Here is a 24,454-nt window from a genome sequence, read left to right on the forward strand (position 1 = left end):
CTGCAATGCTTCCGGCATGGCCAGAATCGCGATCGTCGGCGGTGGAAGTATCGGTGAGGCACTGTTGTCCGGGCTGCTGCGGGCCGGACGGCAGGTCAAGGACCTGGCGGTGGCGGAGAAGGATTCGGACCGGGCCCAGTACCTGGCCGACACCTATTCGGTGCTGGTGACGACGGTGGCCAACGCGGTGGACCACGCGAGCTATGTGATCGTGGCCGTCAAACCGGCCGACGTGGCCGGGCTCGTCGACGAGATCGTCGATGCGGCGACCAATGCCGAAAGTGACACGGCCGAACAGGTTTTCGTGACGGTCGCGGCCGGCGTCACCACCGAGTACTACGAGAATAAGCTGCCCGCCGGCGCGCCCGTGATCCGCGTCATGCCCAACGCGCCGATGGTCGTCGGTGGGGGAGTGAGCGCGCTGTCGGCCGGTCGCTTCGCCACCCCCGAACAGATGAAGGAGGTCTCGGCGATCTTCGACGCGGTCGGCGGGGTGCTCACGGTGCCCGAGTCCCAACTCGACGCGGTCACCGCGATCTCCGGGTCGGGGCCGGCCTATTTCTTCCTGATGGTCGAGGCGCTCATCGACGCCGGCGTCGACGCCGGGCTCTCGCGATCGGCGGCCACCGACCTCGTCGCACAGACCATGGCGGGGTCGGCCGCGATGTTGCTGGATCGCCTCGACCGGAACGCGTCCGCGGGAGGTGCCGCCGGCGGCCCGTCGGGTGCCGGAATGGACACCACGCCCGCTCAACTGCGCGCGACGGTCACCTCGCCGGGCGGCACCACCGCGGCCGGTCTGCGGGAACTGGAGAGGGGCGGCCTGCGAGCGGCCGTTGCCAGGGCGGTCGAGGCCGCGAAAAAGCGCTCTGAGCAGCTCGGAATTACATCTGAGTAATTCTTTAAATTACCCACACCCGTCGCAGTAACACCATCTGCCACGCTATTCTCCTCGTGTAAGCACGGGTCGGTGCCAGCGGTGGGGAAGCCGCTGGAACTGCCCGTGCCTGAATGATTGGGTTGCGATGACGTCTATGAACGGGCCATCCTCGCGGGATTCGGCCAGTGGGAAGTCGGCTCGGGACTCCGGATCCGACGGTCAACAGCCACGGGCGCAATTCCTCACCGTCGCCGAGGTGGCGAGCCTGATGCGGGTCAGCAAGATGACGGTGTACCGGCTGGTGCACAACGGCGAGCTGCCTGCCGTCCGGGTCGGCCGCTCGTTCCGCGTGCATGCGAAGGCTGTTCACGACATGTTGGAGAGCTCGTACTTCGACGCAGGCTGATCTCCTCCGCGTTCCCGGCGACACCGTCGCCGGCCGTTGGGCGCGTTTCGCGGTTACCTGCACAGCCCGGTAAAGTGGCCGGGTCAGTCAACGATGCTCATCGGGCAGGTAAGGCGTAGGTAGCGGAGTTCATGGGTTCAGTCATCAAGAAGCGGCGCAAGCGCATGTCGAAGAAGAAGCACCGCAAGCTGCTTCGTCGCACCCGAGTCCAGCGCAGAAAACTCGGCAAGTAATCGCCGCCCGCCGTCGCTAGGCTCACCGGACATGGATTCCGAGGGTCGTGCCAATGGAGACGTCAACGGGGCTGACCCACGCGACGCCGTGCAGTATCCGAAGGTCGTGCTGGTCACCGGGGCGTGCCGGTTCCTCGGCGGCTACCTGACGGCCAGGCTGGCGCAGAACCCGTTGATCAACCATGTGATCGCCGTCGACGCGATCACTCCGAGCAAGGACCTTCTGCGGCGGATGGGGCGCGCGGAGTTCGTCCGCGCCGACATCCGCAACCCTTTCATCGCGAAGGTCATCCGCAACGGCGATGTCGACACCGTGGTGCACGCCGCGGCGGCGTCCTACGCACCCCGCTCCGGGGGCCGCGCGACGCTCAAGGAACTCAACGTGATGGGCGCGATCCAGCTGTTCGCGGCCTGCCAGAAGGCGCCGTCGGTGCAGCGAGTGGTGCTCAAGTCCACGTCGGAGGTGTACGGCTCGACCTCGCGCGACCCGGTGATGTTCACCGAGGACACCAGCGCGCGACGGCCACCGGGGGAGGGCTTCGCCCGCGACAGCATCGACATCGAGGGCTATGCGCGCGGACTGGGGCGTCGTCGGCCCGACATCGCGGTGACCATCCTGCGGTTGGCCAACATGATCGGGCCGGGTATGGACACCGCGCTGTCGCGCTACCTCGCCGGCCCGGTGGTGCCGACGGTCATCGGACACGACGCCCGGCTCCAGCTGCTGCACGAGCAGGATGCGCTCGGGGCGCTCGAGCGCGCGACGATGGCGGGCAAGGCGGGCACCTACAACGTCGGCGCGTCCGGGATCGTGATGATGAGCCAGGCGATCCGGCGGGCCGGCCGGATCGCGTTGCCCGTGCCGCGATCGGCGCTGGCGGCGGTGGATTCGCTGAGGCGCGCGACTCGTTACACTGAACTGGATCGTGAGCAGCTGAACTACCTCAGTTATGGCAGAGTGATGGACACATCGCGGATGCGCAACGATCTCGGCTATAACCCGAAGTGGACGACGGTGGAGGCCTTCGACGATTACGTCCGAGGTCGCGGATTGACTCCGATCGTCGACCCGCGGTGGGTACGCTCAATGGAGAGTCGCGCCGTTGCCGCGGCGCAACGGTGGGGGCGCTAGGCGCATCAACTAATCGGGTGGGGAGAAGGAAACGACCGTGGCGGGCGAGTCCAAGGCGAAAGTCATTCCGCTGCATGGCAATTCGGGCCGTGCAGCGGCTCAGCGGCGTAATGCCGCACGAGCGCAGGGCTCGCGCCGACATCCCTCGCAGCTGTCGGATCCGGTAGCCGGGGCCTCCGCCGAGGAGATCGCCGCCGTCGTCCGCGAGATCGACGAGCACCGCGGCGGCGTCGCGGGCGCACCGCCGGTCGACCAGACGCCCACCGAACTGGCCAAGCAGATCGCCTCGGTCGGGGAGTTCGTGCGCAAGCGGATGACGGGTGAGTACACCGTCGACGAGTTCGGGTTCGATGCCCATCTCAACAACGCAATCTTTTTGCCTTTGCTGAGAGTCTTCTTCAAGTCGTGGTTCCGCGTCGAGGTCAGCGGGATCGAGCATCTGCCCGAAACCGGCGCCGCGCTCGTGGTCGCCAACCACGCTGGCGTGCTGCCGTTCGATGGGCTGATGACGTCGGTGGCGGTGCATGACCACCACCCTGCCCAGCGCGACCTGCGCCTGCTCGCCGCCGACATGGTGTTCGACCTGCCGGTGGTCGGTCAGGCCGCCCGCAAGGCCGGCCACACCATGGCCTGCACCGCCGACGCGCATCGGCTGCTGGCCGCGGGTGAGCTGACCGCGGTGTTCCCCGAGGGCTACAAGGGCCTGGGCAAGCACTTCAAAGACCGCTACAAGCTGCAGCGATTCGGTCGCGGCGGTTTCGTGTCGGCGGCGCTGCGCACCAAGGCGCCCATCGTGCCGTGCTCGATCGTCGGGTCCGAGGAGATCTATCCGATGATCGCCGACGTCAAGCTGCTGGCCCGGTTGCTCGGCCTGCCGTACTTCCCGATCACCCCGTTGTTCCCGCTGGCGGGTCCGGCGGGCATGGTGCCGCTGCCGTCGAAATGGCACATCCAGTTCGGCGAACCGATCGAGACCGCGGATTACGACGAGTCGGCTGCCGACGATCCGATGGTCACCTTCGAACTCACCGATCAGGTGCGCGAGACCATCCAGCAGACGCTGTACCAACTGCTCACCCAGCGCCGGAACACGTTCTTCGGCTGAGCGCGCGAAAAGCCGCTAGCTCTACGAATTACTTTGCTTGGCAATCATTTTCGCGATTGCCTCGTCGCGTGCGGCCGCAATGCGCTGGCTCACCTCGTCGGCTTCGGTGTCCGACTGCGCCTCGCCCATGACCGTGACGACGCTCGTCAGGATGGGGTTGCCGTCGGCGTCGGTCACCTCGCCGCGCACCTCGGTGACGATGGCGCCGTGCGATTCGGTGACCGAATCGAGGTAGGAGTCGAAGAACAGCTTGTCGCCGGCCAGGATCGGGCGGTGGAACGTGATCTTCTGGTCGCGGTGCAGGACCCGCTCCATGTTGATCGGCACGTCGAACTGGTTGAAGATCTCCAGCTGAACGCGCCGACCGGCGACGGCGAGGAAGGTCAGCGGTGCGATCAGCGAGTCGTAGCCGTACTCGGCGGCGGCCTCTTCGGTGAAATGCGCGGGGTGCTCGTCCTTGACCGCCTGTGCGAACTCACGGATCTTCTCCCGGCCGACCTCGAAGTAATCGGGATACCGGTAGTGCGTTCCGATGATGTTCTCTGCGATTGCCATACCTGAACTGCTCCTCGGGTGCGCGCGCTGCCGTCTCTCCTCGTCGGAGTCAGCGGCGCGAGCCTATCAGCGGGTCTGGGCCACCGCCGCGACCAGAGCGGCTCGTCAGCGGCCCTCCTGGCGGCGGGAGACCACCGCCGCCAGCGCCCCTCCGGCCGCGCCGAGCGCCAGCGCCGACGGCACACCGATGCGCGCGGCCTTGCGGGCGGTGCGGAAGTCGCGGATCTCCCACCCCCGCTCACGGGCCAGGTCGCGCAGATCGGCGTCGGGGTTGATCGCCACCGCCGTACCCACCAGGGAGAGCATCGGCACGTCGTTGAAGCTGTCCGAGTAGGCCGTGCAGCGGCGCAGGTTGAGGCCTTCGCGGATGGCCAGCGAGCGCACCGCGTGCGCCTTGCCCGTGCCGTGCAGAATGTCGCCGACCAGCCGCCCGGTGAACACCCCGTCGATGGATTCGGCGACGGTGCCCAGCGCCCCGGTCAGGCCCAGCCGCTTGGCGATGGTCGCGGCCAGTTCGTACGGGGTCGCGGTGACCAGCCACACCTGCTGTCCGGCATCGAGGTGCATCTGCGCGAGCGCGCGGGTGCCCGGCCAGATCTTGTCGGCGATGATCTCGTCGTAGATCTCCTCACCGACCGCCATCAGCTCGGCCGTCGAGCGCCCCTCGATGAAGGCGAGCGCCTTACGACGGCCCGCGGCCACGTCCTCGCTATTCTCGCGGCCCGTCAGCTGGAATTTCGCCTGCGCGTAGACGAACCGCGCGATGTCGCCGTAGGTGAAGAACTTGCGGGCGGCAAGGCCGCGGGCGAAGTGCAGCAGCGAGGACCCCTGCACCAGGGTGTTGTCGACGTCGAAGAACGCCGCCGCGGTCAGGTCAGGGGGCGGTGCGGGTGGGGCCGTGGCGGCTTCGGCCACGAGGTCGGTGACGGCCGCCTCTGCGCTGGCCTCACCGGCAAGTTGCTGTTCAGCAGCTTCGCGGTCGCCGTTTCGAGACACGGATCAACCCTAAGTCACGGAGGTGGAGATACTGGCGAGGTGGAGCACCAGGTGGAGTTGCTGACGCGCGACGGTTGCACGATATGCACCGCGGCGGCGGCCCGGCTCGCGGCGCTGGCCGGCGAACTGGGCTTCACGCTGACCGTCACCGATGTCGACGCCGCCGCGGCCGCGGGCGATTCCGGGCTGCGCGCGGAGTACGGCGACCGGCTTCCGGTCGTTCTGCTCGACGGCAGCGAGCACAGCTACTGGGAGATCGACGAGCCGCGCCTTCGGGCCGACCTGGCGAAGTGACCATCCGTTTTTGCGCGAAATTGCGTTCCAGCAGGCCTCCACTCGTGATTCGGCTGCTGGAACGCAATTTCGGCGATAATGGTGGGGAATTTGGTGAGCTAACTGTTCAACGGCTACCTTGGATGACGTGGTGATGATGCCGTGAGCGTGTTGCTTTTCGGGGTTTCGCACCGCAGTGCGCCGGTGTCGGTGCTCGAGCAGCTGAGTACCGACGAGTCCGATCAGGCCAAGATCGTCGACCAGGTGCTGCAGTCCTCCCTCGTCACCGAGGCCATGGTGCTGTCGACCTGCAATCGCGTGGAGATCTACGCCGTTGTCGACGCGTTCCACGGCGGGTTGTCGGTGATCGGCCAGGTACTTTCCGAGCACTCCGGGATGAGCCTCAACGACCTGACCAAATACGCGTATGTGCGGTACGCCGAAGCGGCTGTCGAGCACCTGTTCGCGGTGGCGTCGGGCCTGGATTCGGCCGTTGTCGGTGAACAGCAGGTGCTCGGCCAGGTGCGCCGCGCGTACGCCGCCGCCGAGGCCAACCACACCGTCGGACGCACCCTGCACGAGCTCTCGCAGCGCGCGTTGGCCGTCGGCAAGCGGGTGCACACCGAGACCGGCATCGACGCCGCGGGCGCGTCGGTGGTGTCCGTCGCGCTGTGCACCGCCGAATCCAAGCTCGGCTCGCTGGCCGGTCGCACCGCGGTGGTCATCGGGGCGGGTTCGATGGGTTCGCTGGCCGCCAAACACCTGACCCGCGCGGGCGTCGACCGCATCCACGTCGTAAACCGCAGCCAGCCGCGGGCCAAGCGGCTCGCCGCCAACGTCCGGGAACTGGGCGTCGACGCGCACGCCTTCCCGTTCGACCACCTGCCGCCGCTGCTGACCGATGCCGATGTGGTGGTCTGCTGCACCGGGGCGGTGCGCCCGGTGGTCTCACTGGCCGACGTGCACCGCGGCCTCGCGCACGGCCAAGAGCCCAAGCAGCTGGTCATCTGCGATCTCGGCATGCCCCGTGACGTCGACCCCGCCGTGGCCGGTCTGCCCGGCGTCTACGTCGTCGACATGGAGCGCATCCAGCGCGAACCGGCGGCCCGCGCCGCGGCGTCCGACGCCGAAGCCGCCCGCGCGATCGTCGCCGCCGAGGTCGCCACCTACCTGGCCGGTCAGCGGATGGCCGAGGTCACCCCGACCGTCACCGCGCTGCGTCAGCGCGCCGCCGACGTGGTCGAGGCCGAGCTGCTGCGGCTGGACCACCGCCTGCCGGGCCTGGACGCCATCCACCGCGACGAGGTCGCCAAGACGGTGCGACGGGTCGTCGACAAACTCCTGCACGCGCCGACTGTGCGCGTCAAGCAGCTGGCGAGTGCGCCGGGCGGAGACAGCTACGCAGAGGCTCTGCGTGAGCTCTTCGAGCTCGACCAGCAGGCCGTCGACGCCGTCGCCGGGCCCGAATTGCCTTTGATCGCACCAGATCTCGATAAGGCCGAGTAACGCTTGACTGTAATCCGGATAGGCACTCGCGCCAGTCTCCTGGCGACCACTCAGGCCGGTACGGTCCGAGACGCGCTCATCGCCAACGGACACGCGGCCGAGCTCGTCCCCATCTCCACCGAGGGTGACCGCAACCAGGGCCCGATCGCCGAGATCGGCGTTGGCGTGTTCACCGCGGCTCTGCGCGAAGCCATCCACGACGGCCGGGTGGACGCCGCCGTGCACTCGTTCAAGGATCTGCCGACCGCGGCCGACACCCGCTTCGTCATCGCCGCGAGTCCCCCCCGCGAAGACCCCAGGGACGCCCTGGTGGCACGCGATGGGCTGGTGCTCGGGGAGTTGCCGCCGGGTTCTTTGATCGGCACGTCGAGCCCGCGGCGGGCGGCACAGCTTAGAGCACTGGGTCTCGGTTTGGAAATCCGCCCCCTAAGAGGCAACCTGGATACCAGGTTGAACAGGGTTAGCAACGGTGATCTCGACGGCATCGTAGTCGCACGGGCGGGACTGGCCCGCATCGGGCGACTGGCCGATGTCACCGAGACTCTCGAGCCGGTGCAGATGTTGCCAGCGCCGGCTCAAGGTGCGCTCGCGGTCGAGTGCCGCGCAGGCGACACCGGGCTCGCTGCGCTGCTGGCGGAGTTGGACGACGCCGACACACGCGCCGCGGTCACCGCTGAACGGGCCCTGCTCGCCCGACTGGAGGCGGGTTGTCACGCACCGGTGGGCGCGATCGCTGAGGTGGTCGAGTCCATCGATGAGGACGGCAACGTCTTCGAAGAGGTGTCGCTGCGCGGCTGCGTGGCGGCACTGGACGGATCCGACGTGATCCGCGCGTCCGGCGTCGGCACAACCGACCGGGCCCGGGAGCTGGGGCTCTCGGTGGCCGAGGAGTTGTTCGACCTCGGGGCGCGCGAACTCATGGCGGACGCCAACTGAGCTGTAGAGCGGAGTGACTGAGATGACAGGCCAGACCAGCGGGCGGGGGCGCAAGCCGAAGCCGGGCCGCATCACGTTCGTCGGCTCGGGTCCTGGCGACCCGGGACTGCTGACGACGCGGGCGCACACGGTGCTCGCCAACGCTGCCTTGGTGTTCACCGATCCCGAGGTGCCGGAAGCGGTGCTGGCCCTGGTGGGTTGCGAACTGCCGCCCCCGTCGGGGCCCGAACCGGCTGAGGCCGCCGACAACGGCGAGGCCTCGGGTAAGGAAGCCCCGACCCTGCCCGGCGGACCGGATATCCGGTCGGCCGTCGGCGATCCGGCCGAGGTGGCCAAGACGCTGATCACCGAGGCGCGCACCGGTGTCGACGTGGTCCGGCTGGTGGCGGGCGATCCGCTGTCGGTGGACGCCGTGATCACCGAGGTGTCCGCGTTGGCGAAATCGCATCTGAACTTCGAGATCGTGCCGGGCCTGCCGGACACCACCGCGGTGCCCACCTACGCCGGCCTGCCGCTGGGATCGGCGCACACCGTGGCCGACGTCCGCGACCCCGACGTCGACTGGGCCGCATTGGCCGCCGCGCCCGGCCCGTTGATCCTGCACGCGACGGCGTCTCATCTGCCCGACGCGGCGCGCACGCTGATCGAGTACGGCCTGACCGACACCACGCCACTGGTGGTCACCGCCAACGGCACGACGTGCCAGCAGCGTTCGGTCGAGACCACCCTGGCCGGGCTGCTCGACAAGGCCACCCTGGCGGGCTCCGAGCCGGCCGGTCCGTTGGCCGGACCGCTCGTGGTGACCATCGGCAAGACCGTGGCCAACCGCACCAAGCTGAACTGGTGGGAGAGCCGCGCCCTGTACGGCTGGACCGTGCTGGTGCCCCGCACCAAGGACCAGGCCGGCGAGATGAGCGAGAAGCTGGTGGGACACGGTGCGCTGCCGATCGAGGTCCCGACCATCGCCGTCGAGCCGCCGCGCAGCCCCGCTCAGATGGAGCGCGCGGTCAAGGGACTGGTCGACGGCCGGTTCCAGTGGGTGGTGTTCACCTCCACCAACGCGGTTCGTGCGGTGTGGGAGAAGTTCAACGAGTTCGGTCTCGACGCCCGGGCGTTCTCGGGTGTGAGGATCGCCTGCGTCGGCCAGGCCACCGCCGACCGGGTACGGGCGTTCGGCATCAATCCCGAGCTGGTTCCGGCGGGTGAGCAATCGTCGCTCGGCCTACTCGACGAATTCCCGCCGTATGACGACGTTTTCGACCCGGTGAACCGCGTGCTGCTGCCGCGCGCCGACATCGCCACCGAGACGCTGGCCGAGGGTCTGCGTGAGCGCGGCTGGGAGATCGAGGACGTCACGGCATACCGCACGGTGCGCGCCGCGCCGCCGCCTGCGCACACCCGCGAGATGATCAAGACCGGTGGCTTCGACGCGGTCTGCTTCACCTCGAGCTCCACGGTGCGCAACCTGGTCGGTATCGCGGGCAAGCCGCACGCGCGCACCATCGTCGCGTGCATCGGGCCCAAGACCGCCGAGACCGCAGCGGAATTCGGTCTGCGCGTCGATGTGCAGCCCGAGGTGGCCGCCGTCGGACCGCTGGTGGAGGCGCTCGCGGAGCACGCCGCCCGGCTGCGGGCCGAGGGCGCACTGCCGCCGCCGCGTAAGAAGAGCCGCCGCCGCTGACCGCAACACCGAAGGTGGGTTTGCATGGGCTTTCCTAGGCATCGCCCCCGCAGGCTGCGCACGACTCCGGCGCTGCGGCGACTCGTCGCCGAAACCACCTTGGAGCCACGGCAACTCGTGTTGCCGATGTTCGTCGCCGACGGTATCGACGAGCCACGCCAGATCTCGTCGATGCCCGGCGTCGTCCAACACACCCGCGACTCGCTGCGCCGCGCCGCCGCCGACGCGGTGGCCGCCGGTGTGGGTGGCCTGATGCTGTTCGGCGTGCCGCGCGACGCGGACAAGGATCCCACCGGCTCCGTCGCCGTCGCCGAAGACGGCATCCTCAACGTCGCCCTGCGCGACCTGGCGAGTGACCTCGGTGACGACACCGTGCTGATGGCCGACACCTGCCTCGACGAGTTCACCGACCACGGCCACTGCGGAATCGTGGACGCGTCGGGCCGGGTTGATAATGACCTGACCAACAAGCGCTACGTGGAACTCGCTGTGGCGCAGGCGGATTCGGGCGCACACGTGGTCGGGCCGAGCGGAATGATGGACGGCCAGGTGGCCGCGATCCGCGACGGGCTGGACGCCGCCGGGCACACCGACACCGTCATCCTGGCGTACGCCGCGAAGTTCGCCTCCGGTTTCTACGGGCCGTTCCGGGAAGCGGTGGGATCGAGCCTGCGCGGCGATCGTCGCACGTACCAACAGAATCCGGGCAACGCGCGCGAGGCGTTGCACGAGGTGGAACTCGACATCGACGAAGGCGCCGACATCGTCATGGTCAAGCCCGCGATGGGCTACCTCGACGTGGTGCGCGCGGCCGCCGACCTGTCGCCGGTGCCCGTGGCCGCCTACCAGGTCTCCGGTGAGTACTCGATGATCAGCGCCGCAGCCGCCAACGGCTGGATCGACCTACAAGCGGTGGCTCTGGAGACGCTGACCAGCATCCGGCGGGCCGGGGCAGACATCGTGCTGACGTACTGGGCGGCCGACGTCGCCGGTTGGCTGGCGTGAATCCGGAACCGCAGGGCCACCCGGATGAGGCCGGCCAGCAGCCCGAGTCGGGTGGCCGCCCGGACGACGTCGACACCGGCTTTTGGCTCTGGGTGGTCGCGCTCGTCCTGATGGTCGTCGGCCAGGTCGTCGACCTGCTGGTCAGCGAACGCGCCGACGGCCTGCCCGCACCGGTGCTGGCCCTCTCGGCGGTGTTCATCGTGATCCTCGGCGCCGTGGCGCTGACGTTCCAATTCCTGATGCGCCAGGGGTACCGGTGGGCCCGCACCGTGCTGACCGGCGCAGGTGTCGCGGCGGTCGTGTACGCCGTGAGCAGCCTGTTCGGCGAGGAACGGCCGCCGGCGGCCGCGCTCGCCTACGCCGTCACCGCCATCCTCGGCTCGGTGCTGATCGTGGGCGGTGTGTACCTGCTGCACCGTAAAGACGCCAACGACTACTTCACGCGGTGACCCGATAGGCTGACCCGACCATGACCGCTCCTGCGCCGCGAGCCCGCGTCGTCACCGCCGCCTTCTGGTGCTGGGTCGTCGCCGCGGTGATGTTGATGCTCGGCGGGCTGATCGCCGCCTCGGTGAACCTGCCGCCGCTGTTTCGCGGCGCGGGGGTCCTCACCGCCGTCGCCGGCGCAGGAATGGCGTTCCTCGCAGGCCGCAGCCGCGCGGGCGATGCCCGGTTCCGCCGGGCCGGCGTCGCGTTGGCGCTGACCATCGTCGTATTCGTGGTGCTGCTCGCGATGCGCGGCGTCGTGCACATCGTGACGGTGCTCGCGGTGCTGCCCCTGATCGCGGGCGCCGTCCTGATCACCCGGCCGAGCGCGGACGCGCAGGGGGAAGCGACGTGACCGACAAGCAGACCGCGCCGCAGGTGCTGTTCTACGAGCAGGGGGCCAGTTGGTGGTGGTTGGCCGCCGGGCCCGCCGCGGCGATCGCGATGGGATTGATCCAGGCGTCAGCCGGCTACGGGTTCCAGTGGGTGGTTCCCGGGATGTTCCTGGTGCTCGTCAGCGGCTTCCTCGCGATACAGGTCAAGGCCGCCCGTATCCACACCTCGGTCGAGTTGACGCCCGAGACGCTGCGGCAGGGCACCGAGCGCATCGGTACCGACGAGATCGTCCGCGTCTATCCCGAGGCGACCGGTTCGGAGCCGCCGAAATGGCAGTCGGCGCGGGCGCTGGGCGAGCTCACCGGTGTGCCGCGCGGCCGCACGGGTATCGGGCTGAAGATGACCAACGACCGCACCGCGCAGGCGTGGGCCCGCAAGCATCAAACGCTGCGGCAGACGTTGACCCAGCTCATCGAAGAGCGCATTCCGCCGGCATGACGGTCCGCGCAGCGCTCGAGCTGGTGCTGGCCGTCGCCGCTGCGGTGGGCAGCGTGCTGAGCTGGCTTGCGGCCAAGACGACGGTCGCGGTCCCGCCGGTGCTCGAAGGCGAACCGCAGACAACCTCGGTCGAGTACAGCGCGCCGATGGTGGGACTTGCGCTGCTTCTGGCGGCGGTCGCCGGTGTGTTCGTGGTGCTGACCATCGCCCATTGGCGCCGCGATCGGCGCGCTGCCCCTTCGCCCCGCGATCGGCGCGCTGCCCCTTCGCGCCGCGATCGGCGCGCTGCCCCTTCGCGCCGCGAGTGACCGCGTTTGCACGTGACACGCCGGGCGATCCCGTGCAGAACAGGTCGCTCGCGGGAAGTGAGAGGCCGCTCACAGCCGCTTGGTACAAAGTGCAAATTTTGTAACACTGTGTCGTATGACCGAGTTGGTGGAGACAGACAGGCCCGTCGACGATGCGCTGCCGCTGGGCCCGCAGTCGCTGGTGTGGCGCTACTTCGGGGACAACCGGATGTACCTGATCGGGCCGCGCCCCGCGGTGCTGCAGAACATGCTGGCCGAACTCGGCCAGGGCGTGCTCGACCACTCCGTGTTCTTTGACGACACCGCCGCGCGGGTCAAGCGCTCGCTGCCGCCGATCTTCAACACGGTCTACGGCTCCGATGAGGACCACCCGGGCGCCCAGGTGCGCGACTTCCACACCGACATCAAGGGCAAGATGCCCGACGGCGCCCGGTACCACGCCCTGGATCCGAAGACCTACTTCTGGGCGCACGCTACGTTCGTCGAGCAGGTGCTGTACTTCGCCGACACCTTCGTCCAGCGGCTGAGCCGCGAGGAGAAGGAGCAGATCTATCTCGAGTCCAAGACGTGGTACCGCCGCTACGGCGTGAGCGACCGGCCGATGCCCGCCACCTACGACGAGTTCGAACGGTACTGGGACCGCATGCTCGACGAGATCGTCGTCGCACACAAGACCGCGGTGTACGGCGTCGGCTACGTCACGAAGGGTTTCCCGTGCCCCAAGGGTGTCCCGGAATGGGCGTGGAAGCTGATCGCGCCGGTGTTCAATCCGCTGGCAGCATTCCTGACCACCGGCGGCCTGCCGCCCCGCGCGCGCGAGCTGCTGCAACTGCCGTGGAGTGAACGCCAGGAGCGCCGTTACCAACGGTTCGCGGCGTTGTGGCGGTCGCGCCCGGTCAACTGGGTGTGGGATCGTCTGCCCATGAGTTGGCGCTACAACAGCTACGCCCAAAAGGGTTATGCCCGGGCCTGACCCGGCCAACGGGTCCGATTCGTCGCCCGCGACGGAAGCCATCCTGGACGCCGCCGTCATCGAGTTCGAGCGGCACGGCTTCCGGCGGGTCGCACTCGACGACGTCGCCCGCCGCGCAGGCGTCAGCCGGACCACGATCTACCGCCGGTTCGCCAACCGCGACGAGCTCGTGGCCGCGGTGATCGAACGCGAGAACATCGCGCTGTTCGCCGACATCGCCGAAGAGGTCAAACGCGTTGGGCCGCAATCGAACTATTACGTCGAGGCGTTCACCCTGTCGATCCTGAAGTTCCGTCGCCACCGCGTGCTGTACCGGATATTGACCGACGATCCCGCGCTGCTGCTCGAACTGGCCCGCACACACTACGACGCCGCGATCACCCGGATGGCCGCAGCGCTGCGGGTGATCTTCCCCGCCGGGTTCGCCGAGCGGATCGGCGAGGAGACCGTCGAGGAATTGGCCGACACAATCCTGCGGTATGCGGTGATGGTGTTGCTGCTGCCCAGCTCTCAGCCCCTTGAGTCAGCCGACGACGTTCGTGCTTTCGCTCGCAAACACTTCCTCCCCAGCCTGCCCACGGCTTTGCGAACCGTGCCCACCGGTTAGGCGAACTGCGTTTCGTATTTCGGCTCTCCGGGCAGTCATGGTCCATGACCAGCGAACAAGGCCAGGAGAACGAAGGGTTCATCGAGGAGCAGCGCAAGGCTGAACCGGAGACCGACGAACACCACCAGGTCACCAGCGAGCAGGAAACGCCGCCGCCCACCGAGAAACCCGAAGTGACCGACGAGCATCGGGAAAAGGCCAAAGAGATGCACAAGGCCTACGAAGAAGAAAGGCCGACCACGAAGATGCCGGGCAGCGGCGGCGCCGTCGCGGGTACCGCGGTGAACGACTGGCTCGACGATGACGGAAACCCGAAGTTCAGCAAGGAATCTGCGGGCAGCGAAGCATCCGAGGGCAGCGGCACCTGACTGGCCGAGCGGTCGCGTGCCTACGCTAGGCGACCGTGACCCCTCTGGAACAGATCGCGCCGGCGTTCGTTGACATGGCCCACTCGATCGTGTGGGCCTCGGTGGCCACTGTCGACGCAAACGGCCGGCCGCGCACCCGCATCCTGCATCCGTTCTGGGAGTGGGACGGGACCGATCTCCTCGGCTGGATCGCCACCGTGCCGTCGCCGGTGAAGAAGAACCACCTCGCGGTACACCCCGAGGTCTCGGTGAGCTACTGGACCACCAATCACGACACGTGCAGCGCGGAGTGTCTGGTCGAGTGGTACGTCGACGACGAAACCAGGGCCGCGGTATGGGACAAGTTCGCCACCGCCCCCGCACCGGTGGGCTACGACCCACGGATCATCCCGATGTGGCAGGACGGGCCGACCTCCGAGCAGTTCGCCGCGCTGCGGTTGACGCCGTACCGCATCCGGGTCATGCCCGGGACGGTGATGACGAAAGGCGAAGGCGCACCGCTCACCTGGTCGGCGTGAATATCGCGTACCGGTGCCGAGCCGCCGCGACCTGGGCGATGATCTGCACATGACCACCACGCTCGACGTCTCGGCGTTGCCGCTGGTGCCGAAGAACCCGCTGCCGATCTGGCGGTTGGTCCGACTTCTCCGCAGGCTCGACACCGGCCAGGACGTCATCCGCGACGCCGGCGGCCCGATCACGCGCATACAGGTCGCGCCGAAGTGGCTGTATCAACCGATCGTCGCCGTGATGTCGCCCGCCGGTATGCGCGACATACTCGGACGCCCCGATGGCTCGTCTGAGCGATGCATCTACCACGACGAAGTCCGCAACATGGCAGGCGACAGCCTGTTCGTGCTGCCCAACGAGCTGTGGCGGCCGCGCAAACGGGCCCTGCAGCCGGTGTTCACCAAGCAGAACGTCCGCAATTTCGGCGGCTACATGTCCGCGGCCGCCCAGGCGTTCGTCGACCGCTGGCCCGATGGCGGCGAGCTCGACCTCGACGTCGAGTGCCGCCGCGTCGCGATGCAGTCGCTGGGACATTCGGTCCTGGGTGTCGACCTCAACGAGCGCGCCGACACCATCGCCCGCTGCATGCACGTCGCGTCCTCCTACACCGCCGATCGCGCACTGCGGCCGGTGCGGGCGCCGCGCTGGCTGCCCACGCCTGCTCGTCGCCGGGCCCGCCGCGCGGTCGCCGAGATGAGGGAGATCACCGACGAGATGGTGCGCGCATGTCGCGACGACCCGACGCGCGACGCCCCGCTCGTGCGGGCGCTGATGGCGGCCAGGGATCCCGAGACCGGGGTGCCGCTCTCGGACGACGACATCTCCAACGACCTGCTGATCTTCATGCTCGCCGGGCACGACACCACCTCGACTGCGCTCACCTTCTCGTTGTGGGCGCTGGGGCGTCATCCCGACATCCAGGACCGCGTCGCCGCGGAGGCCGCAGCCATCGGCGAGCGGGAGCTGACCCCCGACGATGTGCCCCGGCTGACGTACACGGTGCAGGTGCTGCACGAGGCGATCCGGCTGTGCCCACCGGCGGCCGGGGTGGCCCGGCTGGCCACCCGCGACATCGCGGTCGACGGTTATCGCGTCGAGGCGGGCACCCTCGTGGCGCTCGGGCTCTACGGACTGCATCACGATCCGGCGCTCTGGCCCGACCCGATGGTCTTCGACCCCGAGCGGTTCAGCCCCGAGAACACCGCTAACCGCGAGCGCTGGCAGTTTCTGCCGTTCCTCGCCGGCGGGCGCCCGTGCATCGGCGAACACTTCGCACGGCTGGAGACGACGCTGGCGCTGGCCACGATCGTGCGGGCCGCCCGCATCGAATCGCTGGACAGCACGTTCGAGTGCGACGTGCCGTTCACCACCATCGCCAAGGGCCCGATCTGGGCCCGCCTGCGGCCGCGCGCTTAGACCCGCGTCAGCAGGACGGCCTGGTCGAACGGCAGCAGCCCGAACAGGGGCCGCATCCACCCGGTGACCGACGGCGCCGCCTCGGCTTTCGTCACCACCCGGGGGTCGCGGACGGCGAAAGTCCGGCCATACCTTCTCATCCGCCCACCGCCTGCCGCGGTGATGTTCTTCAACCAGTCCCGGTCCGGGCCGTAGGTGAGCAGAACGGCCACCCCGTCATGGGTCGGGAACACCGTCAGCGGGGTCCGGTAGGGCCTACCCGATTTGCGCCCGGTGTGCTCGAGGATGCCCATCGACGGAGCCCAGCCCGCCCACAACCGCTGGATCGGATTGGTGACCCGGCGGTTGAACCGGGCGAGCCACTGTGGGAGCTGCATGGCCCCCATCCAACTCGGAAGCCGCACGCGGCTCAAGCGGGTGACCACTACACCCTGTAGTTGACGGTTTGCACCCGGCTGGGACACTGGTGGCCATGCGTGCTGACCAGATCACCACCGAGGTGTCGGCGCGGTTGTTCGCCGAGGCGTCGGCCGTCATCCCGGGCGGGGTGAACTCACCCGTGCGGGCGTTCACCTCGGTCGGCGGCACCCCTCGGTTCATCACCTCGGCCAACGGTTACTGGCTGACCGACGCCGACGGCAACCGCTACGTCGACCTGGTCTGCTCGTGGGGACCGATGATCCTCGGCCATGCGCATCCGGACGTGGTCGCCGCGGTGCAGCGGGTCGTGACCGACGGCCTGTCCTTCGGTGCGCCGACCCCCTCGGAGTCGGAATTGGCCGCCGAGATCATCGGCCGGGTCACACCGGTCGAGCGGCTGCGGCTGGTGAACTCCGGCACCGAGTCCACGATGAGTGCGATCCGGCTGGCGCGCGGCTACACCGGACGGGCCAAGATCGTGAAGTTCTCCGGCTGCTACCACGGCCACAGCGACGCGCTGCTCGCCGACGCCGGTTCCGGTGTCGCCACGCTCGGGTTACCGTCCTCGCCGGGTGTGACGGGCGCCGCCGCAGCCGACACGATCGTGCTGCCTTACAACAACGTGGCCGCCGTCGACGAGGTCTTCACTCGGTTCGGCGACGAGATCGCCTGCGTGATCACCGAAGCCAGTCCGGGCAACATGGGCACGGTGGCACCGCAGGACGGTTTCAATGCCGCGTTGCGCCGCATCACGGCCGACCACGGCGCCCTGCTGATCGTCGACGAGGTGATGACCGGCTTCCGGGTCAGCCGGTCCGGTTGGTACGGCATCGATCCGGTCGACGCCGACCTGTTCACCTTCGGCAAGGTGATGAGTGGCGGGCTGCCCGCGGCGGCGTTCGGCGGCCGCGCCGAGGTGATGGAGCGGCTGGCCCCGCTGGGGCCGGTGTATCAGGCCGGCACGTTGTCCGGGAACCCCGTCGCGATGGCGGCCGGTCTGGCGACACTGCGCGCGGCCGACGACTCCGTGTACGCCACACTCGACGCCAACGCTGACCGCCTCACGGCGCTGCTCGAGCAGGCGTTGACCGAATCCGGTGTGGCGCATACGGTGTCGCGGGCCGGAAACATGTTCAGCGTGTTCTTCACCGACCAGCCCGTCACCGACTTCGCCTCGGCGCGGGCCTCGGAGACGTGGCGGTTCCCGGCCTTCTTCCATGCGCTGTTGGACGCCGGTGTGTATGCGCCGCCGAGTGCTTTCGAGACGTGGTTCGTGTCAACGGCTTTGGATGACGAGGCATTCGACCGCATCGCCGCCGCGCTGCCCGGCGCGGCGCGCGCCGCCGCCGAGGCGGTCAAACCGGCATGACCGACAAGCCGTCCGGGGCCGCCGAGCCCGTGAAGACAGTGGTGCACGTCATGCGCCACGGTGAAGTGCACAACCCCGACAAGATCCTCTACGGTCGACTTCCCGACTACCACCTCTCCGAGCGGGGTCGAGCGCAGGCCCAGGCCGTGGCGGGCTGGCTCGCGATGCGCGACATCGTGTACGTGGTCGCCTCACCGCTGGAGCGGGCGCAGGAGACCGCGGCCCCGATCGCGGCGGGTCTGGGACTGTCCGTCGACACCGATGACGAGCTCATCGAATCGCTGAACATCTTCCAGGGACAACGGGTCTCGCCGGGCGACGGTGCGCTGCGCGACCCGCGCAACTGGTGGCATCTGCGCAACCCGCGCATCCCGTCGTGGGGGGAGCCGTACCACGAGATCGCCGAGCGGATGACCGCTGCCGTGCATCGTGCCCGGGCCAAAGCAACCGGCCACGAGGCGGTGTGCGTCAGCCATCAGCTGCCCGTTGAAACGCTGCGTCGATCGATGACCGGTCAACCGCTGCACCACTTCCCGACCCGGCGGCTGTGCAACCTGGCGTCGGTGACGTCGTTCTACTTCCACGGGGACACCTACGTCGGCTGGGGTTACGCGGAGTTGGCCGGGCAGTGAGTCGGTGGGTGGTGCTCGGCCGTCGGCTCTTCGCGCAGGCGGTCATCGCGGCCTGCGCCGGATGTGTCGCGCTGGCGGGCTGCTCCACCGGTGACGACGCCGTCGCGCAGGGCGGCACCTTCGAGTTCGTCGCCCCCGGCGGTCAGACCGACATCTTCTACGATCCCCCGCAGGATCGTGGCCGCCCCGGCCCGCTTCGCGGTCCCGATCTGATGGACCCCGACAAGACCATCTCCCTCGACGATTTCGCGGGCAAGGTGGTGGTGCTCAACGTGTGGGGCCAGTGGTGTGGTCCGTGCCGAACCGAGATCACCGAGCTGCAACAGGTTTACGACGCCACCAAGGATCTCGGTGTGCAGTTCCTCGGCATCGACGTCCGGGACAACAACCGAATCGCGGCGCGCGACTTCATCGTTGACCGCGATATCACCTTCCCGTCGATCTATGACCCGCCGATGCGGACCATGATCGCGTTCGGGGGCCGCTATCCGACGACGGTGATCCCCTCGACGGTGGTCCTGGATCGTGAGCATCGCGTCGCCGCGGTGTTCCTGCGTGAGCTGCTGGCCGAAGACCTCCAACCGGTGGTGGAACGCCTTGCGCGCGAGAAGAATGGGGCCGCCGAGCCCGAGAAGGCCGGCACATGAGTCTCGACCAGGTGGACCAGCTGATCGCCGGTGGTCCGGTTCTGTTGGCTCTCCTGGTCAGCGCGCTCGCCGGGCTGGTGTCGTTCGCATCGCCGTGCGTGGTGCCGCTGGTGCCCGGTTACCTCTCGTATCTGGCCGCGGTCGTCGACGTCGAGGACACCGCTGCCCCCGGGCACACCCCGGTATTGGTTCGCCGGGACCGACGTTCTGGCGGAAATACGGGGGAAGAACCCGCCAAAACGTCGGTCTCGGCGAGAACCACCCGGCTGCGGGTCGCAGGCGCGGCCGCATTGTTCGTCGCCGGGTTCACGGTGGTGTTCGTGCTCGGCACGGTCGCCGTACTCGGGATGACGACATCGCTGATCACCAACCAGCTTCTCCTGCAACGCATCGGCGGTGTGGTCACGATCGTGATGGGGCTGGCCTTCGTCGGATTCATCCCCGCATTACAGCGTGAGGCCCGCTTCACGCCGCGTCAGATCTCGACGCTCGGTGGCGCCCCGCTGCTCGGCGCGGTCTTCGCCCTGGGCTGGACACCGTGCCTCGGCCCCACCCTGACCGGCGTGATCGCGGTCGCCTCGGCCACCGATGGCGCCAACGTCGCTCGCGGCGTCGCGCTCGTCATCGCCTACTGCCTCGGCCTGGGAATCCCGTTCGTGCTGTTGGCGTTCGGCTCGGCGCGCGCAGTGCAGGGTCTGGCGTGGTTGCGCAGAAACACCCGCACGATCCAGATCTTCGGCGGCGTGCTGCTGATCCTGGTCGGCGTCGCGCTGGTGACGGGGCTGTGGGGAGACTTCGTGTCCTGGGTGCGGGACGCCTTCGTCAGTGATGTGACGCTGCCGATATGACGAAAGTGTTTGCGCTGGTACGTAACACCTGGCGGACCCTGACATCGATGGGCACCGCGCTGGTGTTGCTGTTCCTACTGGCCCTCGCGGCGATCCCGGGCGCCCTGCTGCCGCAGCGCAGCCTCAACGAGTCCAAGGTCGACCAGTACATCGCCGAGCACCCGACCATCGGGCCGTGGCTCGACCGGCTGCAGGCGTTCGACGTGTTCTCCAGCTTCTGGTTCACCGCAATCTATGTGCTGCTGTTCATCTCGCTGGTGGGCTGCCTCACCCCACGGCTGATCGAACACTTCCGCAGTATGCGGGCCAACCCCGTTCCCGCTCCGCGCAACCTGGGTCGGCTGCCCAAACACCACACCGCCGAGGTGTCCGGTGAGGCGGATGACCTGGCGGCGACGGTGAACGCGCGGTTGCGCGGATGGCGCAAGGTCACCCGTGAAGACGACGGAACCGTCGAAATCTCGGCGGAGAAGGGCTATCTGCGCGAGTTCGGCAACATCGTGTTTCACTTCTCGCTGCTCGGCCTTCTCGTGGCGGTGGCGGCGGGCAAGCTGTTCGGTTACGAGGGCAACGTCATCGTCATCGCCGACGGTGGCCCGGGGTTCTGCTCGGCCTCACCGGCGGCGTTCGACTCGTTCCGCGCCGGAAACACCGTCGACGGCACCTCGTTGTACCCGATCTGCTTACGGGTCAACGACTTCGACGCCGACTATCTGCCGACGGGACAGGCCACGTCGTTCGCCGCCGACATCGAGTACCAGGCGGGCACCGACCTGGAGTCGGGCACCTGGCGGCCCTACCACCTGAAGGTCAACCACCCGCTGCGGGTCGGCGGTGACCGCGTCTACCTGCAGGGCCACGGTTACGCCCCCACCTTCACCGTGACCTACCCCGACGGACAGACGCGCACGCAGACATTGCAGTGGCGACCCGACGACCAGATCACCTTCCTGTCGTCGGGCGCCATGCGATTCGACCCGCCCGCGGGCACCTATCCGGACGCCGACGAACGTCGCAAGAACCAGCTCGCGATCCAGGGCCTGTTCGCCCCCACCGAACAGCTGCACGGCACGCTGCTGTCCTCGAGCTTCCCGGCGCTCAACGACCCCGCCGTCGCGATCGACGTCTACCGCGGCGACACCGGCCTGGACAGCGGACGCCCGCAGTCGCTGTTCACCCTCGACGCCCGCCTGATCGAGCAGGGCCGGCTGACCAAGAAGGCGCGGGTCAACCTCGGCGCGGGCGAATCGACGCGGCTCGACGACGGCACCGTGGTGCGCTTCGACGGCGCCGTGCCGTTCATCAACGTCCAGGTCTCCCACGATCCGGCGCAGGTGTGGGTGCTGGTGTTCGCGATGACCATGATGGCGGGCCTGTTGGTGTCGCTGGTGGTGCGCCGGCGCAGGATCTGGATTCGGATCAGCCCCGCCGGGCCGGGTACCGTAACCGTCGAGCTGGGCGGGCTGGCGCGCACCGACAACTCGGGGTGGGGCGAGGAGTTCGAGCGGTTGACGCAGCGCCTCCTTCCCGACGCGAGGCCGGCGCACGCCGCAGGAGAGAAGGTCACATGAACCCCGAGCAGATCGACGTCGGTTTGGCCCGCTACTCGGACTGGGCGTTCACCTCATCGGTGCTGGTCCTGGTCGGTGCGCTACTGCTGCTCGCGATCGAGTTGGCCTACAGCCGCGGCCGCAAGGCCGATGCCAGAGAGCTCGTGGGAGCGGCGGCGACATCGGGGCGGGGAGCCGCTTCAGCCGGCAGGGTGGGCGCCGACAGCACCGCACCGGGCGTCGTCACCGAGACCCGGCGCCGCCCGCTCGACGAACGGATCGGCGGTGCGGGTCTCGCACTGACCTACCTCGGCATCGGCCTGCTGCTTGCCTGCATCGTGCTGCGCGGTGCGGCCACCTCGCGGGTGCCTTGGGGCAACATGTACGAGTTCATCAACCTGACCTGCTTCTGCGGGCTGGTCGCCGCCGCGGTGGTGCTGCGCCGCCGCCAGTACCGGACGCTGTGGGTGTTCGTGCTCCTTCCGGTGCTGATCCTGCTGACCGTCTCGGGTCGCTGGCTGTACACCAACGCCGCGCCGGTGATGCCCGCGTTGCAGTCGTACTGGCTGCCCATCCACGTGTCGGTGGTCAGCCTCGGGTCGGGGGTGTTCCTGGTCGCCGGCGTCGCCAGCATCCTGTTTCTGCTGAAGATGTCGCGGTTCGCCGACCCCGAGGGTCGCTCGGGCGACGGCATTCTCACCCGCGCGCTGGACAGGCTCCCCGACGCGCAGACCTTGGACCGGATCGCGTACCGCACCACGATCTTCGCGTTCCCGGTGTTCGGGTTCGGCGTCATCTTCGGCGCGATCTGGGCCGAAGAGGCTTGGGGCCGTTACTGGGGCTGGGACCCCAAGGAGACCGTGTCGTTCATCGCGTGGGTCATCTACGCCGCGTACCTACACGCTCGCTCCACCGCTGGGTGGCGCGACAAGAAGGCCGCGTGGATCAACATCGCCGGCTTCGTCGCGATGGTGTTCAACCTCTTTTTCATCAACCTGGTCACCGTCGGACTGCACTCCTACGCCGGCGTCGGCTGAGTCGGGAATTGGCTAAGATCCGCGACGAAATCTTGCTAAGCCTTGGGGGGGCCGTCAGCGTGTCTGAACAACCGGTGCACCACGCCCAGGATGGTGTCGGCAAGGACGTGGCTCCTCCCGCGATAGTGCCTGAAAACGCCTATGCACCAGGGGGATTCCGCGCACAGAGCCGGTTCAGCGATCCCGCGGCCGATCCGCCGCCCGAATCGACCGCAACCACGCCGCCGCACGGCCTTCCGGTCGTCTCCCCAGCACCGAATACCGTCGAGGCCGACCCGGCGCCGTACCTCGACCTCTCGACCGTCGCGCTGCTCGGACAACCCAAACGCGCGCCTGCCGAGGGCTGGCGCAAGTGGCTGTACTACGGGTCTTTTCGATTGATCAACCTCGGTGACGGGCCGAAGGCGCGACGCCGACAGGCCCTCACCGCAGAGATTCAGCGCCCGTTGCGCGGGTGCCACCGCATCGCGGTGCTGTCGCTGAAGGGCGGGGTCGGCAAGACGACGATCACCGCGACGTTGGGCGCGACCCTGGCGTCGCTTCGCGGCGACCGCGTCATCGCCGTCGACGCGAACCCCGACCGCGGCACCCTGGGCGAGAAGGTGCCCCTCGAGAGCCCGGCCACGGTGCGGCACCTCCTGCGCGACGCGAAAGGCATCAAGGCCTACAGCGACGTCCGCGCCTACACCTCCCAGGGCCCGAGCCGGCTGGAGGTGCTCGCCTCCGAAAGCGACCCCGCGGTGTCGGAGGCGTTCAGCTCCGACGACTACAGCCGCACCCTCGAGGTGCTCGAGCGCTTCTACAGCCTGGTGCTCACCGACTGCGGCACGGGGCTGATGCACTCGGCCATGGCGGCGGTGCTGGCCAACGCCGACACGCTGGTGGTGATCAGTTCCGGTTCGGTCGACGGGGCCCGCAGCGCGTCGGCGACGCTCGACTGGCTGGACGCCCACGGACATCAGGACATGGTGCGCAGCTCGATCGCGGTGATCAACGCGGTGCGCCCACGCTCAGGCAAGGTCGACATGCACAAGGTCGTCGACCACTTCAGCCGACGGTGCCGGGCCGTGGTCGAGGTGCCGTTCGACCCGCACCTCGAGGAAGGCGCCGAGATCAGCCTCGACCGGCTCAAACCGGAAACAAGGGCGGCGTTGCTGGAGCTCGCCGCCGAAGTCGCGGTCGGATTTCCTGGCGCCCGACGCTAGAACCGCGCGGTCACGGTCTCGGGTTGTCCTCCTGGCCGAGCCGACGCAGGAATTCAGGATCGTCGTCCGGCCCGATCACCCGGGTGCGCGGACGGCTCGAAGACACTCGGGTCAGCCGCCAGCCGACATACGCCAGCGTGCACACCACGAGAATCAGGAGCAGATACGCCACGAGAACAAAACCTCCTTGGTTCGAATATACGCGCCATCGGTAGGCTCGGTTCGTGTCCGACGGTCGCCAGGGAACTCGCCTCGTGGTGGACGTGCTGGCCTATGTGCTGGCACGGCTTCTGCTCGTCGCGGCGGTCGCGGCAGCGATTCTCGGCGCCGGACATCTGCTCGGACTGCGCGAATTCCCGCTCATCGTCGCGTTGCTCTTCGCCTTGGTGATCGCACTGCCGCTGGGCATCTGGCTCTTCGCCCCCCTTCGTCGCCGCGCCACCGAGAGCATCGCCGCCTTCGACGAACGCAGGCGCCGCGACCGGGAGCAACTCCAGGCCAGGCTGCGGGGCGAAGACCCGCCGTCTCGAGGATGA

General features: G+C 68.5%; 31 protein-coding genes. 27 read left to right on the forward strand and 4 right to left on the reverse strand.

Features of this window, described 5'->3' with window-relative positions; translation table 11 throughout:
- Positions 1–16 precede the first annotated feature (16 nt).
- From proC to CEX87_RS14290, 5 genes are all read left to right on the forward strand, one after another.
- Complete coding sequence (gene proC / locus CEX87_RS14270; protein WP_064399689.1) at positions 17–898, forward strand: pyrroline-5-carboxylate reductase; 882 nt, start codon at positions 17–19, stop codon at positions 896–898.
- 127 nt (positions 899–1,025) lie between these two features.
- Positions 1,026–1,286 carry a helix-turn-helix domain-containing protein gene (locus CEX87_RS14275; protein WP_064351303.1) on the forward strand — a complete coding sequence of 87 codons (261 nt, stop codon included), beginning with the start codon at positions 1,026–1,028 and terminating at the stop codon, positions 1,284–1,286.
- Between the two features lie 131 nt (positions 1,287–1,417).
- Positions 1,418–1,519, forward strand: a complete 102-nt coding sequence (locus CEX87_RS14280) for a 30S ribosomal protein bS22 (protein ID WP_003402602.1) — start codon at positions 1,418–1,420, stop codon at positions 1,517–1,519.
- A 31-nt stretch (positions 1,520–1,550) separates the two neighbouring features.
- Positions 1,551–2,651 carry an SDR family oxidoreductase gene (locus tag CEX87_RS14285; RefSeq protein ID WP_064399688.1) on the forward strand — a complete coding sequence of 367 codons (1,101 nt, stop codon included), beginning with the start codon at positions 1,551–1,553 and terminating at the stop codon, positions 2,649–2,651.
- 37 nt (positions 2,652–2,688) lie between these two features.
- Positions 2,689–3,756 (forward strand): lysophospholipid acyltransferase family protein, encoded by a 1,068-nt coding sequence (locus tag CEX87_RS14290; protein WP_094287817.1) that lies wholly within the window; start codon positions 2,689–2,691, stop codon positions 3,754–3,756.
- A gap of 21 nt (positions 3,757–3,777) precedes the next feature.
- Here CEX87_RS14290 and CEX87_RS14295 read toward each other — a convergent pair whose 3' ends face one another.
- Complete coding sequence (locus tag CEX87_RS14295; protein ID WP_064425337.1) at positions 3,778–4,311, reverse strand: FAS1-like dehydratase domain-containing protein; 534 nt, start codon at positions 4,309–4,311, stop codon at positions 3,778–3,780.
- A gap of 105 nt (positions 4,312–4,416) precedes the next feature.
- Positions 4,417–5,307 (reverse strand): HAD family hydrolase, encoded by an 891-nt coding sequence (locus CEX87_RS14300; RefSeq protein ID WP_064399685.1) that lies wholly within the window; start codon positions 5,305–5,307, stop codon positions 4,417–4,419.
- Between the two features lie 39 nt (positions 5,308–5,346).
- Here CEX87_RS14300 and CEX87_RS14305 point away from each other — a divergent pair, with 39 nt between their 5' ends.
- The 14 genes from CEX87_RS14305 to CEX87_RS14370 all read left to right on the forward strand — a co-directional run bounded on the left by CEX87_RS14305 (position 5,347) and on the right by CEX87_RS14370 (position 16,210).
- Entirely contained in the window at positions 5,347–5,601 is a 255-nt protein-coding gene (locus tag CEX87_RS14305; RefSeq protein ID WP_064399684.1) for a glutaredoxin family protein, read from the forward strand.
- Between the two features lie 141 nt (positions 5,602–5,742).
- On the forward strand, positions 5,743–7,086 hold the full coding sequence (locus CEX87_RS14310; protein WP_064399683.1) for a glutamyl-tRNA reductase: 1,344 nt from the start codon (positions 5,743–5,745) through the stop codon (positions 7,084–7,086).
- Between the two features lie 3 nt (positions 7,087–7,089).
- Positions 7,090–8,022, forward strand: a complete 933-nt coding sequence (gene hemC / locus CEX87_RS14315; protein ID WP_094287819.1) for a hydroxymethylbilane synthase — start codon at positions 7,090–7,092, stop codon at positions 8,020–8,022.
- Positions 8,023–8,044: 22 nt separating this feature from the next.
- The gene (locus tag CEX87_RS14320; RefSeq protein WP_064399681.1) at positions 8,045–9,703 is read left to right on the forward strand and encodes a bifunctional uroporphyrinogen-III C-methyltransferase/uroporphyrinogen-III synthase; all 1,659 of its coding nucleotides are present in this window, start codon (positions 8,045–8,047) and stop codon (positions 9,701–9,703) included.
- Between the two features lie 24 nt (positions 9,704–9,727).
- Positions 9,728–10,708, forward strand: coding sequence for a porphobilinogen synthase (hemB, locus tag CEX87_RS14325; protein WP_064399680.1), 981 nt, complete (start codon positions 9,728–9,730; stop codon positions 10,706–10,708).
- Positions 10,705–11,157, forward strand: a complete 453-nt coding sequence (locus CEX87_RS14330; RefSeq protein ID WP_064399679.1) for a hypothetical protein — start codon at positions 10,705–10,707, stop codon at positions 11,155–11,157. The genes hemB and CEX87_RS14330 overlap by 4 nt, the downstream gene beginning before the upstream one ends.
- 20 nt (positions 11,158–11,177) lie before the next feature.
- Complete coding sequence (locus CEX87_RS14335) at positions 11,178–11,549, forward strand: hypothetical protein (RefSeq protein ID WP_094287821.1); 372 nt, start codon at positions 11,178–11,180, stop codon at positions 11,547–11,549.
- On the forward strand, positions 11,546–12,028 hold the full coding sequence (locus CEX87_RS14340) for a DUF3093 family protein (protein WP_064399677.1): 483 nt from the start codon (positions 11,546–11,548) through the stop codon (positions 12,026–12,028). The genes CEX87_RS14335 and CEX87_RS14340 overlap by 4 nt, the downstream gene beginning before the upstream one ends.
- Positions 12,025–12,336 carry a hypothetical protein gene (locus CEX87_RS14345; protein WP_233151388.1) on the forward strand — a complete coding sequence of 104 codons (312 nt, stop codon included), beginning with the start codon at positions 12,025–12,027 and terminating at the stop codon, positions 12,334–12,336. Before CEX87_RS14340 ends, CEX87_RS14345 begins: the two co-directional genes overlap by 4 nt.
- A gap of 115 nt (positions 12,337–12,451) precedes the next feature.
- A complete protein-coding gene (locus CEX87_RS14350; protein ID WP_094287823.1) occupies positions 12,452–13,309 on the forward strand; it encodes an oxygenase MpaB family protein in 858 nt (285 codons plus the stop codon).
- Complete coding sequence (locus tag CEX87_RS14355) at positions 13,296–13,916, forward strand: TetR/AcrR family transcriptional regulator (RefSeq protein ID WP_064427097.1); 621 nt, start codon at positions 13,296–13,298, stop codon at positions 13,914–13,916. Before CEX87_RS14350 ends, CEX87_RS14355 begins: the two co-directional genes overlap by 14 nt.
- Positions 13,917–13,960: 44 nt before the next feature.
- Complete coding sequence (locus tag CEX87_RS14360) at positions 13,961–14,284, forward strand: hypothetical protein (protein ID WP_064419912.1); 324 nt, start codon at positions 13,961–13,963, stop codon at positions 14,282–14,284.
- 35 nt (positions 14,285–14,319) lie between these two features.
- The gene (locus tag CEX87_RS14365; RefSeq protein ID WP_094287825.1) at positions 14,320–14,802 is read left to right on the forward strand and encodes a pyridoxamine 5'-phosphate oxidase family protein; all 483 of its coding nucleotides are present in this window, start codon (positions 14,320–14,322) and stop codon (positions 14,800–14,802) included.
- A 49-nt stretch (positions 14,803–14,851) separates the two neighbouring features.
- Positions 14,852–16,210, forward strand: a complete 1,359-nt coding sequence (locus tag CEX87_RS14370) for a cytochrome P450 (RefSeq protein ID WP_094287862.1) — start codon at positions 14,852–14,854, stop codon at positions 16,208–16,210.
- On the opposite strand, the gene CEX87_RS14375 is transcribed toward CEX87_RS14370, so the two are convergent.
- Positions 16,207–16,587, reverse strand: a complete 381-nt coding sequence (locus CEX87_RS14375) for a nitroreductase family deazaflavin-dependent oxidoreductase (RefSeq protein WP_064399672.1) — start codon at positions 16,585–16,587, stop codon at positions 16,207–16,209. The two genes, CEX87_RS14370 and CEX87_RS14375, sit on opposite strands and share 4 nt — an antisense overlap.
- A gap of 95 nt (positions 16,588–16,682) precedes the next feature.
- Here CEX87_RS14375 and hemL point away from each other — a divergent pair, with 95 nt between their 5' ends.
- The 7 genes from hemL to CEX87_RS14410 all read left to right on the forward strand — a co-directional run bounded on the left by hemL (position 16,683) and on the right by CEX87_RS14410 (position 23,918).
- On the forward strand, positions 16,683–17,999 hold the full coding sequence (gene hemL / locus CEX87_RS14380) for a glutamate-1-semialdehyde 2,1-aminomutase (RefSeq protein WP_094287827.1): 1,317 nt from the start codon (positions 16,683–16,685) through the stop codon (positions 17,997–17,999).
- Positions 17,996–18,631: a histidine phosphatase family protein gene (locus CEX87_RS14385; RefSeq protein ID WP_094287829.1), complete on the forward strand. Its 636-nt coding sequence runs from the start codon at positions 17,996–17,998 to the stop codon at positions 18,629–18,631. The genes hemL and CEX87_RS14385 overlap by 4 nt, the downstream gene beginning before the upstream one ends.
- Positions 18,628–19,278, forward strand: coding sequence for a TlpA disulfide reductase family protein (locus CEX87_RS14390; protein WP_082693776.1), 651 nt, complete (start codon positions 18,628–18,630; stop codon positions 19,276–19,278). The genes CEX87_RS14385 and CEX87_RS14390 overlap by 4 nt, the downstream gene beginning before the upstream one ends.
- Complete coding sequence (locus CEX87_RS14395; RefSeq protein WP_064399670.1) at positions 19,275–20,126, forward strand: cytochrome c biogenesis CcdA family protein; 852 nt, start codon at positions 19,275–19,277, stop codon at positions 20,124–20,126. Before CEX87_RS14390 ends, CEX87_RS14395 begins: the two co-directional genes overlap by 4 nt.
- A complete protein-coding gene (gene resB, locus CEX87_RS14400) occupies positions 20,123–21,697 on the forward strand; it encodes a cytochrome c biogenesis protein ResB (protein WP_064399669.1) in 1,575 nt (524 codons plus the stop codon). Before CEX87_RS14395 ends, resB begins: the two co-directional genes overlap by 4 nt.
- On the forward strand, positions 21,694–22,713 hold the full coding sequence (gene ccsB / locus CEX87_RS14405; protein ID WP_094287831.1) for a c-type cytochrome biogenesis protein CcsB: 1,020 nt from the start codon (positions 21,694–21,696) through the stop codon (positions 22,711–22,713). The genes resB and ccsB overlap by 4 nt, the downstream gene beginning before the upstream one ends.
- 107 nt (positions 22,714–22,820) lie before the next feature.
- Positions 22,821–23,918, forward strand: coding sequence for a MinD/ParA family ATP-binding protein (locus tag CEX87_RS14410; protein WP_332888954.1), 1,098 nt, complete (start codon positions 22,821–22,823; stop codon positions 23,916–23,918).
- Positions 23,919–23,928: 10 nt separating this feature from the next.
- On the opposite strand, the gene CEX87_RS27370 is transcribed toward CEX87_RS14410, so the two are convergent.
- Positions 23,929–24,090 carry a hypothetical protein gene (locus CEX87_RS27370; RefSeq protein WP_094287833.1) on the reverse strand — a complete coding sequence of 54 codons (162 nt, stop codon included), beginning with the start codon at positions 24,088–24,090 and terminating at the stop codon, positions 23,929–23,931.
- A 52-nt stretch (positions 24,091–24,142) separates the two neighbouring features.
- Between CEX87_RS27370 and CEX87_RS14420 the strand changes: the two genes are divergently transcribed.
- The gene (locus CEX87_RS14420; protein ID WP_064419905.1) at positions 24,143–24,454 is read left to right on the forward strand and encodes a DUF4229 domain-containing protein; all 312 of its coding nucleotides are present in this window, start codon (positions 24,143–24,145) and stop codon (positions 24,452–24,454) included.

Origin of the sequence: Mycobacterium lehmannii (genome assembly GCF_002245535.1) — a bacterium.
In the GTDB taxonomy this organism is placed as follows: Bacteria; Actinomycetota; Actinomycetes; order Mycobacteriales; family Mycobacteriaceae; genus Mycobacterium; species Mycobacterium lehmannii.